This window comes from Methanothermus sociabilis, assembly GCF_055392295.1.
Genome location: NZ_AP042467.1, coordinates 1,052,672 through 1,066,793, shown reverse-complemented (window position 1 = coordinate 1,066,793; position 14,122 = coordinate 1,052,672). Strand labels below are relative to the sequence as shown.

The following is a 14,122-nucleotide window of genomic DNA, read 5'->3' as shown; positions in this document are numbered from 1 at the left end:
TTTAATTTCTATTCAAAAAGATAAAAATTTATTGATACTTATTGCTTTTTTGTTTTTTTTGATTTATAATAAATTAACAATAAAATTATTATAACTTGGAAATTTATGTTGAACATAACATATATTTTTAAAGGATATATAATTTTAATTGAAAACTTTTTGAGTTTTTTTAGGAGGATTTTGAAATGCTCACATCTATACAAAAAGAAATTCTTCAAACATTAGTACAATTATATCATGATTCAAAAGGTAGATCCATTAAGGGTGAGGAAATAGCATCAAAATTAAATCGTAATCCTGGAACAATAAGGAATCAAATGCAAGCTTTACGTAGTTTAGGATTGGTTAAAGGAGTTCCTGGACCTAGGGGTGGTTATAAACCAACTATAAAAGCTTATTATGAATTAAATATTCCTGTAATTGAGAAGGGTGTAAAAGTACCAATTTACAAAAATGGTAGAGAAGTTGAGAACTTATCAGTGTTAAAAATTGAATTTACAAGTATACCACATCCTGGCGAATGTGAAGCTGTTATAAAAGTAATGGGAGATATAAAAAAATTAGAACTTGGAGATAAAATTAGAGTAGGACCAACACCTGTAAATAAATTAACAATAGATGGAATTGTTGTAGGCAGAGATGACTTAGACAATGTAATATTATTAGACACTGAGAGTATCAGAAGTATTCCAAAGAAAAAAGTTATTGAGGTAGGATCACAAAAATTAATAACATTAAAACCAGAAATGGATGTAAGAACTGCTGCAAAAATTTTATCAGAGAATAAAATAGATGGTGCTCCAGTTGTATCAAAAGGCAAGGTAGTAGGTATAGTAACATTGACAGACATTGTTAATTCGGTGGCAAAGAAAAAAGAAAAATGTAAAATCTCAGAAATAATGTCTAAAAGAGTTATAACAGTTGAAAAAGATACGAACATCTATGATGCAATAAATATAATGACTGAAAATAATATTGGAAGACTCATTATTGTAGATAATGGAAAACCTGTTGGCATTGTAACTCGAACTGATATATTAACATTGATAGCTGGTCTTAAGTCATAATGGAGGCAAGTACTTGCGAATTACACATATGAAAATTTTTCCTAAAATGAAAGTTTCTGATTTAATTAATGAAATGGGTAAGTCTCGTGTTCTAGGTGCCGGAAAGGTTTATAAAGCCGCAAAAATTTTGCGTAAGATGTTTAATGATAAAGACATGAATGTATTTTTAAGTTTAGCTGGTCCACTTGTTCCTGGAGGCATGAGACAAATAATAGCTGATCTTGTAAAACAAGGAAAAATAGATGTAATTATAAGTAGTGGTGCAAACCTGACTCACGATCTTCTTGAGGCATTTGGCGGTGCACACTATCGTGGTAAAGGTTTTGATGATAAAAAATTAAGAAAAAAAAGCATAGGGAGAATAGGTGATATATATACAAAATCAGATGATTTTGAAATTTTTGAAGAAAAAATAAACATTATATTCAAAAAAATAGCAAAAAAGAAAAAAATAATATCAATTAGAGAATTGTTGTATGAGATAGGGAAATATCTGGATGATAAAAATTCAATAATAAAAAATGCCACAGAAAAAAATGTTCCAATTTATTCTCCAGGTATAATTGACAGCATGATTGGACTTCAACTGTGGATGTTCACACAAGAAAATGAGTTACATCTAGATGCTGTGGCTGATATGCATCACCTTTCAGATGTTGTATTCAGTTCTAAAAAAATAGGAGCAATAATACTTGGTGGAGGACTTCCAAAACATTATACAATAGCTTCAACAATATTAAGAGGCGGTATAGATGCAGGAATACAAATAACAACTGATAGAGGTGAAGGAGGTAGTCTCAGCGGTGCACCATTAGAAGAAGCAATATCCTGGGGTAAAGCAAGGGCAAATGCAGATTTGGTTACAGTAGTTGGAGATGTAACGATAATATTTCCTCTATTGGTTGCTGCAGCAATTGACGAGGGTTAACATTGATGTTGATAGAAGCATTGATTTATCCTATAAGTGGTTTTTTAATGAAAATTTCTGATGATGCTTGGGACATGTATAGAAATTATGATGTGAGTATAATTGCTGGAATAATCTGTGGAATATTATTAGGAATTTTGGTCACTGTGAGCAGTGATGCAGCTCAAATTTTTTTTGGCATATTTCTGGGTACACTTCTCGCAGGTAAAGTAGATTCACCTCCACATTTTTTCACAGCCATAATATTTTTATTAGTTGTATTTATACTTGGCATGCCTTCATTAAGCATTTTCATGTTAATTTGTGCATTAGCAGCATATATGGATGAAATATGGCATGAAAATTCAGTGTATTTTAAAAACATTCTCATTAAAAAATTATTTGAATATAGATGTGTATTAAAAATAGTTGTAGGGATCCTGGCTTTCATCAATGTTTTCCAGCTTGAAACATTTTTTTACTTTTTATTATTTGAAATATCTTATGAAATAGCTAAATTTATATGATTAATTAATTTTTTTGTGGTTGTCATTGGATCTTTTGATTGGTAGATACTCCTACCCACTATAATTGCATCAGCAAATTTTAATGTTTTTTTTATTTCACCTCCCTGTACTCCTATCCCAGGAGATATTACAAATGCTTCATCTCCAAGAATTTTACGTATTTCTAATCCAATTTTTGGTTTTGTAGATGGTAAAACATAATTTTTTATTCCTAATTCTAATCCTATTTTAGCTATTTCTTTAGAGTTTTTTTCTAAAAACTGTCTTGATCCTGGATGTGACATGTCAACAACTAAAAATAATTCTTTATTCATTTTTTTTGCAATGTCTTTACACGCCTTCACACTATCTTTACCAACAAAACCATGGACAATTATAGCATCCGCACCTTTTTCAAAAGTTATTTTACATATTTTTTTATTTGTTGCTGGGATATCTGCCACCTTGAAATCTGCAATTACATTATAACCTAAATTTTTAAATTTGGATATACATTCTATACCTTCTGATAAAACTAATGGATATCCAATTTTTACAGTGTTAATTAAATTTGATATTTGATTTAAAATGTTATTTACTTCATCTAAATTATCCAAATCAGCTGCAAATATGAGTTTATTTTTTATTTTCAATTTTATCACCAAAATTTTTTGAATGATTACATTTAGCTAAGTTATAAATAATTGTTTTTTAGTAAAATAAATAATGTAGAATGATGAATCCTTTCTCTGAATTTTGTTATGATGAAGGAGGTGAAATCTGATTAATTTATTCTATGAGAAAAATGATGACAAATGTGTCTGATGGTTTTAGAATGATGAAGGCGTTCTACTCTGATTCAATTTGTAATAATATAATAAAATTTTTTAATGATGAGTAATTAACAATGTTTATATGTTCTTTTTTTAAAATTTTAAATTATGGAAAGCGAAATAATTGAATGCGACGTCTTAATTATAGGTTCCGGAGGAGCAGGGTGCAGAGCAGCCATAGAAGTATCAGAAAATGGTTTAGAACCATTAATAGTATCTAAAGGATTATCATTTAAATCAGGATGTACAGGAATGGCTGAAGGTGGTTACAACGCAGTATTAGGCACTGTAGATCCAGATGATAGTTTTGAAGCTCATTATATAGATACAATAAAAGGAGGAAGTTTTTTAAATGATTCTAAGCTTGTTGAAATACTTGTAAAAGAAGCTCCAAAACGTTTGATAGATCTTGAAAATTATGGTGCAATATTTGACCGTAAAGAATCAGGTGAAATTGACCAAAGACCATTTGGAGGACAAAGCTATAGAAGAACATGTTATCATGGAGATAGAACCGGATTAGAAATAATAACTGCATTAAAAGAAGAAATAATAAGACGTGAAATTCAAACAATGGATGAAATAATGATAACATCGTTAATAGTTGAAGATGGGGTTGCCAAAGGTGCGTTAGGATTAAATTTAAAAAATTCAGAGACTATTGCTTTTAAATCGAAATCTATAATTTTAGCTACCGGTGGAGCAGGAAATCTGTATCCAATAACTTCAAACCCTGTTCAAAAATGTGGTGATGGCTATGCACTCGCTTGGAATGCTGGAGCAGATTTATTAGACATGGAACAAGTTCAATTTCATCCAACAGGCATGGTTTATCCAGAATCTATGCGTGGAGTTCTTGTTACTGAAGCTGTAAGGGCTGAAGGAGGGATACTTCTCAATAAAAATGGTGAAAGATTTATGAAAAAATATGATCAAAGAATGGAGTTGGCAACAAGAGATGTTGTTTCAAGGGCCATCTATACTGAGATTATGGAAGGACGAGGTACAGAACATGGTGGGGTTTATCTCGATGTTACGCATCTTCCAGCAAAAGTCATTGAGGAAAAATTAGAAAGCATGTTTATTCAATTCAAAGATGTTGGTATAGATATTCGTGAGGAACCTATGGAGGTTGCTCCAACAGCACACCATTTTATGGGTGGAGTTAGAATCGATGAATGGTGTCGAACAAATATAAAAAATCTTTTTGCTGCAGGTGAAGTTGCTGGAGGAGTACATGGTGCCAACAGGCTTGGTGGAAATGCACTAGCTGAAACACAAGTCTTTGGTAAAAGAGCTGGTGAAGCAGCTGCAAAGAATGCAATAAAAAATGATACAAATCTAAATAAAACACAAATTGAGAAAGAAGAATACAAAATTAAATCAATGGTTAAAGATGGTAATATATCTCCAACTAAATTAAAAGAAAAATTACAGAAGACTATGTGGGAAAATGTTTCTATAATAAGAAATAAAGATGGTCTTAAATCAGCATTAAAAGATATAAATGAAATTCAAATTAAAATGGACGATGTTTATGTACCTGAAACTTCTGGTTTCAATAAATATTTACAAGAAGTAATTGAATTAAGAAATATGATTACAGTGGCTAAATTAGTGATAAAATCTGCACTCATAAGGAAAGAGAGCCGTGGTGCGCATTTTAGAGAAGATTATCCTCAAAGAAAAGATAATTGGCAAAAAAGTATTGTTATGAATAAAAACTATGGTGTTAAATTTATAAAGAGAAAATTTAAAAAATTTACCTAGAATCTAATGGGATGAAAAAAATGAGAACTGTGTATGGTCCTGTGCCTTCCTGGAGATTAGGAAGATCGTTAGGTGTAGATCCTATCTGCCAAAATGCATGTTCTTTTGATTGTATTTATTGTCAGATAGGACCTACAATCAAAAAAACATATAAAAGGGAAGTATTCGTAGATACTAAAAGAATTAAGAGAGATCTTAAGGAAATAATGCCTATTGATGCAGATATAGTAACTTTCTCTAGTTGTGGTGAACCAACGCTCGCAAAGAATCTTGATGAGATCCTTGAGGTCGTGAGAGATATTGTAGATCTGCCAGTTGCAATCTTAACAAATTCTTCCACTTTGCCAATATCAAAAGTTAGGAGAATATTAAGAAATTTTGACAAGGTGATTGCAAAGGTAGATGCTCCAAACGATAAAATATTTAATGAAATAAATAGACCCATTAAAGGTATCCATCTTGGAAATATAATATCTGGGATAAAAAAATTTAGAAAAATATATGATGGAGAATTAGAAATACAAACAATGTTTGTTGAAAAAAATAAACAATATTCCAAAGAATTAGCCGAATTAATAAAATCATTAGATCCAGACCTCGTTTATATAAATACACCTTTAAGGCCATCTCTTGTCGAACCATTATCAGAAAAAGAAATAAAAAGAATAACTAAAGATTTTGAAGATCTTAAGTTTCGTTCAGTTTATGAATATAGATATAGAGGAGATGTATCACCATTAGATAAAGAAGCATTGAGAAGACGGCCCGCCCAATGATGAATGATTACATTCTGAAAAAATGATGAACTCACGACGGTCTGAGAATAAAATTAAATCCATAAGATAAACAGCAAAATATATATATTAGTAGTTATACACAAAATTATTGGTAAAAAAGAAGATAAATTCCCTGAGCGGCGTTAGTCCAGCCTGGTTAAGACGCTGGCCTGCCACGCCAGTGACCCGGGTTCAAATCCCGGACGCCGCATGCGGTTGTGGTCTAGCCTGGTTAGGACGCGGGCCTTCCAAGCCCGCAGCCCGGGTTCAAATCCCGGCAACCGCACTATTTCTTGAATTATTTTTTTTACATAAATTTTATATTTTTTAATTACAATCTACTTTTTAGGATTAATTTTTTAAGAAGTGATAGATATGGTTGGAATAGTTGGTTATGGAGTTTATATACCAATTTACAGAATAAAGACATCAGAAATTGCTAGAGTATGGGGAGATGATCCAAAAGCAATATCTCGTGGATTATTGGTAGAAGAAAAGTCTGTACCTGGCATTGACGAAGATACGGCTACAATATCTGTTGAAGCTGCCAGAAATGCACTAAAAATGGCTAAAATAAATCCTAAAGATATTGGTGCAATATATGTCGGATCAGAATCACATCCTTATGCTGTTAAACCAACAGCAACAATTGTTGCAGAAGCCATTGGATCTACCCCAACATTGACTGCGGCGGATCTTGAATTTGCATGTAAGGCAGGTACTGCAGGCATACAATTATGTATGGGATTAGTTAAATCTGGAATTATAAAATATGGAGTTGCTATTGGAGCTGATACCGCACAAGGGGCTCCAGGCGATGCTTTAGAATATACAGCCGCAGCAGGCGGCGCTGCATATATCATCGGGAATGATGGCTGTTTAGCAAATATTATAGATACCTATAGTTATACAACAGATACGCCAGATTTTTATCGAAGAGAAGGCAGTCCGTATCCAAAACATGGAGGTAGATTTACTGGAGAACCAGCATATTTCAAACATATAATTTCTGCAGCTAAGGGTATAATGGAAAAAACAGGGACAAAACCATCTGATTATGATTATGCTGTCTTCCACCAGCCTAACGGTAAATTTTATCTTAAAGTAGCCAAAAAATTGGGTTTTGATCGAGAACAAGTTGAGACAGGACTTCTAGTTCCTAAAATAGGTAATACATATTCTGGATCTACATTGTTAGGCTTGGCAGCAATATTAGATGTTTCAAAACCTGGTGAAAGAATATTAGCTGTATCTTATGGATCTGGGGCTGGAAGTGATGCATTTATAATTGAAGTAACAGACAAAATAGAAGAAAAAAGAGAATTAACTCCTAAAGTAAAAGAATTTATAGAAAGGAAAGAATATATTGATTATGCTTTATATGCAAAATTTAAAAAGAAATTAAAAATATTTTGAGGTATTTTTATGAGAGATGTAGCAATTATTGGAGCATTTCAGACGAAGTTTGGTGAACTTTGGGATTCATCACTTAGAGATTTAGTAGTTGAAGCCGGAATAGGTGCACTAGAAGATGCCGACATTAGTGGAGCAGATATTGATGCATTATACATTGGAAACATGTCTTCAGGATTATTTATACAACAAGAACATGTAGCATCCTTAATTGCAGACTATGCAGGTTTAACACCGACACCATGTGTTAGAGTAGAAGCAGCTTGTGCATCTGGGGGATTAGCATTAAGAAATGCCATAATGTCTGTAGCATCTGGTTATCATGATATAGTGGTTGCTGCAGGTGTAGAAAAAATGACTGATGTAACAGACCCAACTTTAGCAATTTCAACAGCGTCTGATCAGGAATGGGAAGCTAGATCTGGTGTGACATTTCCTTCTTTGTATGCTATGATAGCCCGTAGACATATGCATGAATATGGTACCACAAGAGAGCAATTGGCATTAGTTTCAGTCATAAATCATAAACATGCATCAATGAACCCCAAGGCACAATTTCCATTTAAAGTAACTGTTGATCAAGTATTAAATTCCACAATGGTTGCAGATCCATTGAGACTTTTAGATTGTTCTCCAATATCTGATGGTGCAGCAGCTGTTGTTTTATGTCCAGCAGAAAAAGCTAAAGAATACACTGATACTCCAATATATGTAAAAGCATCTTCTCAGGCATCTGATACCATTGCTCTCCATGATAGAGATGATATAACTACTCTCAGGGCTACAGTGCATGCAGCTAAAAAAGCATACAAACAAGCTAAATTATCTCCAAATGACATTGATCTAGTTGAAGTACATGATTGTTTCAGTATAAGTGGTATTTTGGCACTTGAAGATTTAGGTTTTGTTGAAAAAGGAGAAGGTGGAGTTGCATTTGAAGAAGGTATAGTGGAACTTGATGGAGATGTGGCATTTAATCCATCTGGAGGTTTAAAAGCACGTGGTCATCCATTAGGTGCAACTGGCATAGCACAAGTTGTTGAAGCTGTGTATCAATTAAGAGGAGAAGCTGGTAAAAGACAAGTAGATGGTGCAGAAACAGCGTTAACACATAATATTGGAGGAACTGGAGGAACTGCAGTAGTACATATATTTACAAATAAAAAATAGAAAAAGGAAGTCAAAATTTACATACTGGGCATTTCTCCGCCCATTCCTTCAGGTCCTTCACCTTCACCTTCTTCTTCTGGAGATGCCGCAATTACATCATCAATTCTTAATATCATTTCTGCTGCTTCTGCTGCTGATTGTACTGCTTGCTTTTTAACTCTGTATGGCTCTATAACTCCTGCTTCTAACATGTCAACTACTTTTCCTTCGAACACATCTAGTCCCATAGTTGTTGATTCTTCATGTGCAGTTCTTAAATCTACTAATGCATCAATACTATCCATACCTGCATTCTCTGCCAATGTCTTTGGAATTATTTCTAATGCATCTGCAAATGCTTGAATTGCTAATTGCTCTCTTCCACTTACTGTTTCTGCATAATCTCTTAATCTCTTTGCAAGCTCAACTTCAGGAGCTCCTCCACCAGCGACTATTTTCTTATCTTCTATGACTGCAGACACAACGCCTATAGCATCTTCTATTGCTCTTTCAACTTCACTTACTACATGTTCAGTTGACCCTCTTGCTAATATTGTAACAGCTTTTGGTTCTTTGCAGTCTTCCACATATATCATTTCTTCTCCTGCTACTTTCTTTTCAATTACTCTGCCAGCTTCTCCTAAATCATCTGGTGATAAATCTTTAACATTTGTTACTATTGAACCACCGGTTGCTTTGGATAATTTTTCCATGTCTGATTTTTTAACTCTTCTAACTGCTAATACTCCTTCCTTAGCTAAATAGTGTTGTGCTAAATCATCAATGCCTTTTTGACAGAATACGACATTTGCACCTGTGTCCACTATTGTCTTTACCATCTCTTTTATCATTTCCTCTTCTTGCTCTACAAATTTTTGCATTTGTGATGGATCTGTAATTCTAATTTCAGCGTCCACTTCAGTTTCCTTAACTTCTAGTGGACAGTTTAATAAAGCAATTTTAGCATTTTTCACTTCTTTTGGCATTCCTGGGTGTACTCTTTCTTTATCTATGATAACTCCCTGTACAAGTTCTGAATCGTCGACTGATCCACCTTCTTTTTTCTCAATTTTTATATGATCTTTATCAACTTCTCCATTCTCTTCCACTTGTTTTACAGCTTTAACAACTAACTCTGCTAGTGGTTTTCTAGCTTTCTCTGAACCTTTTCCAGTCATTGCTGTCATTGCAACCTTTAACAATGTTTCTTCATCATCTGCAGTTATTGCAATATCATCTAATATCTCCTGAGCTTTTTTAGCTGCTTTTCTGTAACCCATTGATATTATTGTAGGATGTATATCCATATCTAGTAAATCTTCTGCTTTCTTGAGTAACTCTCCAGCTAAAACAACGGCTGTTGTTGTACCGTCTCCAACCTCATCCTCTTGAGTTTTAGCAACCTCAACGAGCATTTTTGCTGCAGGATGCTCAATATCCATTTCCTTTAAAATTGTTACACCGTCATTTGTGACAACTATGTCTCCTAGAGAATCAACAAGCATCTTGTCCATTCCTTTAGGTCCTAATGTTGTCCTTATGGTCTCTCCTAATACTTTTCCTGCTAAAATGTTCATTCTTTGTGCGTCTCTACCTATGTATCTTCTTGTATCTTCAGGTAAAATTAGCACTGGTTGTTGTAATTGTGCTCCTCTTTCTCCTACCATGACATCACCTCAAAATTTTCTTCACATTATCACTGGGTTTGTAATTATATAAATATTTTTCGGTTAAAAATATCAAATAAGAAACAAAATAGAAAGTCTAGTAATGATGAAATGCACCTCCCCTGACTACCAAAAGAATGATGAAGGCGGACTTAGCTGATTGAATGATGAATCCCACCGGATCTGATAATTAAATATTACATACTACTTGGTGCTTTTATTCCAAGAAGTTTTAAACAATTATTTATGGTTATCTTACACTTCTCTACAAGAACTAATCTATTTTTTTCATGTTCTGAACCTATTACTGGAACATGTTTATAAAATCTATTAAAAGCATTTGCAAGTTCTTGTGCATATTGTGCAGCCATGTGTATTTTCCTAGTTTTAGCAGCAGTTTCCACAATTTTTGGAAATTTAGATAAAATTCTTATCAAATCAATCTCTAAATCATTTAATGGCCACTTATCAATTTCATATTCTTTTTCTTTATATTTCGCTTTTTTGAGTAGTTTACATGCCCTGGCATGTGCATACTGAATTGATGCACAACCTTTTTCAAAATCTAATACATCCTCCCATTTAAATGTGAGATGTTTTTCTGGTGACAATTTTGCTATATAATATCTTATTGCACCTATACCCACAATTTCAGCTATTTTTTCCATTTCACTTTCGCTTATATCTTTTCTTCTCTTTTTTATTTCTTCTATTGCCCTTTTTTTACTTTCTTCTATTAATTCATCTACTGACACAAAAGTTCCTTTTCTTGTTGACATAGATCCATTTGGAAGTGTTATAAATTCATAGAATATTATTTCTGGTTGTTTAGACTTTAAAATTTTCATCACTGTTTTTACTTGTTCTGCAGTAAGTTTATGGTCTGAACCTAATACATCAATTACAATGTCAGCATTCTGAGATTTCATAAAATGATAAGCAATATCTCTGGTAGCATAAAGAGATGTTCCATCAGACCTTTTTAATATAAGTTCTTTTTCAATGCCAAATTTTTCTAAATTAAGACAAATTGCACCCTCTGATTCATAAAAATACTCTGTGTTTTTCAATTTTTCAATGATTTTTTCAATGCTACTGTCTCTCACAAAGTCACTTTCCCATACAAATTTGTCATGTTCGATGTTCAAATTTTTTAATGTTTCTTTAATTCCTTCTAAACATTTTTTCACTATATTCTTGAAAATTTTCCTGGTTTTTTTATCTCCTTCTTCATATTTCTTCATCAGTTTATTTACTTCATTTTCTATTTTTGGATCATTTTCAAGTGCTTTATTAGCTAGGTAATAAATTTTTCCAATTTCATGATCTTTTTTTACCTTTTCTTTTTTAAATTCTAAATTTAGTGCTCCCCAAACTACCATTGCAACTTGCCTTCCCATATCATTAACATAATAATGTGTCTCTACATCGTACCCTGCTGCCCTCATAATCCTAGCTAAAGAATCTCCAATTATGGCATTTCTCAAATGTCCCACATGTAATGGACCATTTGGATTGGCTGATGTATGTTCAAGTATTACCTTTTTATTTTTTGATTTTAAATTACCATAATTTTCATCAATTTTTTTTAGAAGTTTTGGTGCAAATGCGTCATAATCTATGAAAAAATTTATGTAAGGCCCTTTTGTTTCTACTTTTGAAATATATTTTGGAGTTTCCATGGCGTTTACAATGTTATTTGCAATATCTACAGGATTCATGCCTAAATCAGATGCTAGCTTAAAAGATAAATTTGTAGACAAATCCCCTAAATCTTTACTTGGAGGTTCTTCTAAATTTATGTCCACAACGGGATAATTTAAATCTTTTAAAGCATTTACAATGGAATTTTTTATTTTTTCTTCGATTTCCATGAACATGATCTCACATTCCCTTGAGCCATAATGTTATATAACCAATTTTTGGGATATACACAGGCTTGTCATTGAATTCTATAACTTTAGATACTACTTGGGATGGATAAACTGGTAATGGGTCTGGAGCTGGGTTATTGTCACCTTTTGTTATATAAAATTTTTCACCATCTTTTGTTACACCTACATAAATAATCCTGTGGATGACAGGTTCTGGGAACCAACTAGCTCTATAAACAATAATGTCACCTTTATGTAAATTTTCAGGATTAAATTCATGTATACCAAAGAAATCTGCCTTCTGAACTAATACTATGTCTCCCCTATAAAAAGTAGGTTCCATACTACCTGATACAACTACGTTCATATGCTGAGACAGAATAATTGCCACTATGATTAAACATACATATATTGCGTCTTCTACTGACTTTTTCAATTTCAACACCTTAAAATTGCACCTTTATCAGCAGATGTTGCGAATTTTTGATATCTTGCTAACCAACCTTTTACTTCTTTTTTAGGTTTAGTAATAGATTTAAGTCTTTTTAATATTTCTTCTTTTTTCAGTTTAACCTCAAGCCTACGATTTGGTATATCTATGCTTATGATATCACCATCTCTTATAGCAGCTATAGGTCCATTTTCAGCGGCTTCAGGTGAAACATGGCCTATACATGGCCCTCTTGTACCTCCAGAAAATCTTCCATCAGTAACAAGTGCAACACGTTTTAATCCACTTCCAACAATGGCAGAAGTTGGTCTTAACATTTCACGCATTCCTGGACCACCTTTAGGTCCCTCATATCTTATAACAACTACATCTCCTTCTTTTATTTTAAAATTGCGAATGGCCTTAACACATTCTTCTTCACTATCAAAAACTCTTGCAGGACCTTCATGTTTTAACATGTCTTTTTTTACAGCATTTTGTTTGACTACTGCACCATTTGGAGCTAAATTACCTTTTAATATTGCTATTCCACCTTCTTTATGTATAGGTTTTTCAATGGGTCTTATGACTTTCCTATCTTTCACTTTAAAATCTCTCAGGATTTCTCTCCAAGTTTTACCAGTACACGTAACAGTATCTAAATTTATTTTGTCTTTTAATGTTTTCATTATAGCAGGTACTCCACCTGCTCTATCTAAATCAATCATTCTATGCTTTCCAGCCGGTGAAATTGAAGTTATGTTAGGTATTTTTCTCCCTATCTCATCAAACGTGTCCAAAGTTATTTCCACATTAGATTCATTTGCTATCGCCAATAAATGTAAAACTGTATTTGTAGATCCCCCTAATGCAAGGTCAACAGCTATTGCATTTTCAAATGCACTTCTTGTCATTATGTCTCTAGGCTTCATATTATTTTTTACCATTTTTACAATTTTCTGACCAGATAATTTAGCTATATGCATTTTTTTTGAAGTTACGGCATGAGCTGTTGCACAACCTGGAAGACTCATGCCAAGGGCTTCAGTAACACAAGCCATAGTATTTGCTGTGAATAATCCTGCACATGAGCCAGGGCCAGGGCATGCAACTTCTTCTAATTTATATAATTCCTTTTTTTTCATTTTTTTAGAATTCACAGCTCCTATTCCTTCAAATACATCTATCAAATCTACAACTTTACCATTAAATTCTCCAGGTAACATAGGACCTCCTGTTATAACTATAGATGGTATGTTTAATCTTGCTGCAGCCATTAGCATTCCTGGTATTATTTTATCACATGAAGACAATAACACTAATCCATCAAAGCAATGAGCTTTAGCCATGCTTTCAATACTGTCAGCTATAAGTTCTCTAGATGCAAGAGAATATTTCATTCCTTCATGATTCATAGCTATACCATCACATATTGCTATTGTATTGAATTCAAAAGGCACTCCACCTGCTTGGCTAATTCCCAACTTAACAAATTTAGATAATTTTTTAAGGTGTATATGACCTGGTACTATTTCTGTAAAACTATTGGCAATTCCTATAAAGGGTTTATCAAAATCTGAATCTGTGACACCGCACGCCCTAAGCAATGCCCTATGTGGACTCCTTTCTACACCTTTTTTTATTTCGTCGCTTATCAATTTTAGACCTCCAGAAAATTATCTTCAATCATTATTAATGACAATTTTCATTTAAATTCTATCGGCGAGAAA

Annotated in this window: 12 protein-coding genes and 2 tRNA genes; 9 read left to right on the top strand and 5 right to left on the bottom strand. The window is 33.0% G+C overall.

From position 1 onward, the window contains the following. Positions 1–185: 185 nt before the first annotated feature. The 3 genes from ACZ5LY_RS05790 to ACZ5LY_RS05780 are packed head-to-tail and all read left to right on the top strand — an operon-like array spanning position 186 to position 2,501. A complete protein-coding gene (locus ACZ5LY_RS05790) occupies positions 186–1,067 on the top strand; it encodes a CBS domain-containing protein (RefSeq protein ID WP_013413171.1) in 882 nt (293 codons plus the stop codon). Between the two features lie 13 nt (positions 1,068–1,080). Next, a complete protein-coding gene (locus ACZ5LY_RS05785; RefSeq protein WP_013413170.1) occupies positions 1,081–1,995 on the top strand; it encodes a deoxyhypusine synthase in 915 nt (304 codons plus the stop codon). Positions 1,996–2,000: 5 nt separating this feature from the next. Next, a complete protein-coding gene (locus ACZ5LY_RS05780; protein WP_464577366.1) occupies positions 2,001–2,501 on the top strand; it encodes a hypothetical protein in 501 nt (166 codons plus the stop codon). Here the strand turns inward: ACZ5LY_RS05780 and pyrF are convergent. After that, a complete protein-coding gene (gene pyrF, locus ACZ5LY_RS05775) occupies positions 2,477–3,133 on the bottom strand; it encodes an orotidine-5'-phosphate decarboxylase (protein ID WP_048060523.1) in 657 nt (218 codons plus the stop codon). The genes ACZ5LY_RS05780 and pyrF overlap by 25 nt on opposite strands. A 288-nt stretch (positions 3,134–3,421) precedes the next feature. Between pyrF and tfrA the strand changes: the two genes are divergently transcribed. From tfrA to ACZ5LY_RS05745, 6 genes are all read left to right on the top strand, one after another. Next, complete coding sequence (gene tfrA, locus ACZ5LY_RS05770; RefSeq protein ID WP_464577364.1) at positions 3,422–5,083, top strand: fumarate reductase (CoM/CoB) subunit TfrA; 1,662 nt, start codon at positions 3,422–3,424, stop codon at positions 5,081–5,083. Between the two features lie 20 nt (positions 5,084–5,103). Then, the gene (locus ACZ5LY_RS05765) at positions 5,104–5,859 is read left to right on the top strand and encodes a radical SAM protein (RefSeq protein ID WP_464577362.1); all 756 of its coding nucleotides are present in this window, start codon (positions 5,104–5,106) and stop codon (positions 5,857–5,859) included. Between the two features lie 137 nt (positions 5,860–5,996). After that, positions 5,997–6,070: transfer RNA gene (locus tag ACZ5LY_RS05760), tRNA-Gly, on the top strand. A 1-nt stretch (position 6,071) separates the two neighbouring features. Beyond that, positions 6,072–6,145 (top strand) — tRNA-Gly (locus tag ACZ5LY_RS05755). An 89-nt stretch (positions 6,146–6,234) separates the two neighbouring features. Next, positions 6,235–7,275 (top strand): hydroxymethylglutaryl-CoA synthase, encoded by a 1,041-nt coding sequence (locus tag ACZ5LY_RS05750; RefSeq protein WP_013413165.1) that lies wholly within the window; start codon positions 6,235–6,237, stop codon positions 7,273–7,275. A gap of 9 nt (positions 7,276–7,284) precedes the next feature. Next, positions 7,285–8,442 (top strand): acetyl-CoA acetyltransferase, encoded by a 1,158-nt coding sequence (locus ACZ5LY_RS05745; RefSeq protein ID WP_013413164.1) that lies wholly within the window; start codon positions 7,285–7,287, stop codon positions 8,440–8,442. Positions 8,443–8,459: 17 nt separating this feature from the next. On the opposite strand, the gene thsA is transcribed toward ACZ5LY_RS05745, so the two are convergent. From thsA to ilvD, 4 genes are all read right to left on the bottom strand, one after another. Beyond that, complete coding sequence (gene thsA, locus ACZ5LY_RS05740) at positions 8,460–10,088, bottom strand: thermosome subunit alpha (protein ID WP_464577359.1); 1,629 nt, start codon at positions 10,086–10,088, stop codon at positions 8,460–8,462. A 197-nt stretch (positions 10,089–10,285) separates the two neighbouring features. Beyond that, positions 10,286–11,968 carry an arginine--tRNA ligase gene (gene argS / locus ACZ5LY_RS05735; RefSeq protein WP_464577357.1) on the bottom strand — a complete coding sequence of 561 codons (1,683 nt, stop codon included), beginning with the start codon at positions 11,966–11,968 and terminating at the stop codon, positions 10,286–10,288. Between the two features lie 4 nt (positions 11,969–11,972). Further along, positions 11,973–12,329 carry a signal peptidase I gene (locus tag ACZ5LY_RS05730; RefSeq protein WP_245526746.1) on the bottom strand — a complete coding sequence of 119 codons (357 nt, stop codon included), beginning with the start codon at positions 12,327–12,329 and terminating at the stop codon, positions 11,973–11,975. Between the two features lie 71 nt (positions 12,330–12,400). Further along, on the bottom strand, positions 12,401–14,050 hold the full coding sequence (gene ilvD / locus ACZ5LY_RS05725; protein WP_464577355.1) for a dihydroxy-acid dehydratase: 1,650 nt from the start codon (positions 14,048–14,050) through the stop codon (positions 12,401–12,403). Positions 14,051–14,122: the final 72 nt, after the last annotated feature.

Coding starts and splice junctions, on each gene's coding strand:
- ACZ5LY_RS05790 (WP_013413171.1), top strand. CDS start 186: ATGCTCACATCTATACAAAAAGAAATTCTTCAAACATTAGTACAATTA.
- ACZ5LY_RS05780 (WP_464577366.1), top strand. CDS start 2,001: ATGTTGATAGAAGCATTGATTTATCCTATAAGTGGTTTTTTAATGAAA.
- tfrA (WP_464577364.1), top strand. CDS start 3,422: ATGGAAAGCGAAATAATTGAATGCGACGTCTTAATTATAGGTTCCGGA.
- ACZ5LY_RS05765 (WP_464577362.1), top strand. CDS start 5,104: ATGAGAACTGTGTATGGTCCTGTGCCTTCCTGGAGATTAGGAAGATCG.
- ACZ5LY_RS05750 (WP_013413165.1), top strand. CDS start 6,235: ATGGTTGGAATAGTTGGTTATGGAGTTTATATACCAATTTACAGAATA.
- ACZ5LY_RS05745 (WP_013413164.1), top strand. CDS start 7,285: ATGAGAGATGTAGCAATTATTGGAGCATTTCAGACGAAGTTTGGTGAA.
- thsA (WP_464577359.1), bottom strand. CDS start 10,088: ATGGTAGGAGAAAGAGGAGCACAATTACAACAACCAGTGCTAATTTTA.
- argS (WP_464577357.1), bottom strand. CDS start 11,968: ATGTTCATGGAAATCGAAGAAAAAATAAAAAATTCCATTGTAAATGCT.
- ACZ5LY_RS05730 (WP_245526746.1), bottom strand. CDS start 12,329: ATGAACGTAGTTGTATCAGGTAGTATGGAACCTACTTTTTATAGGGGA.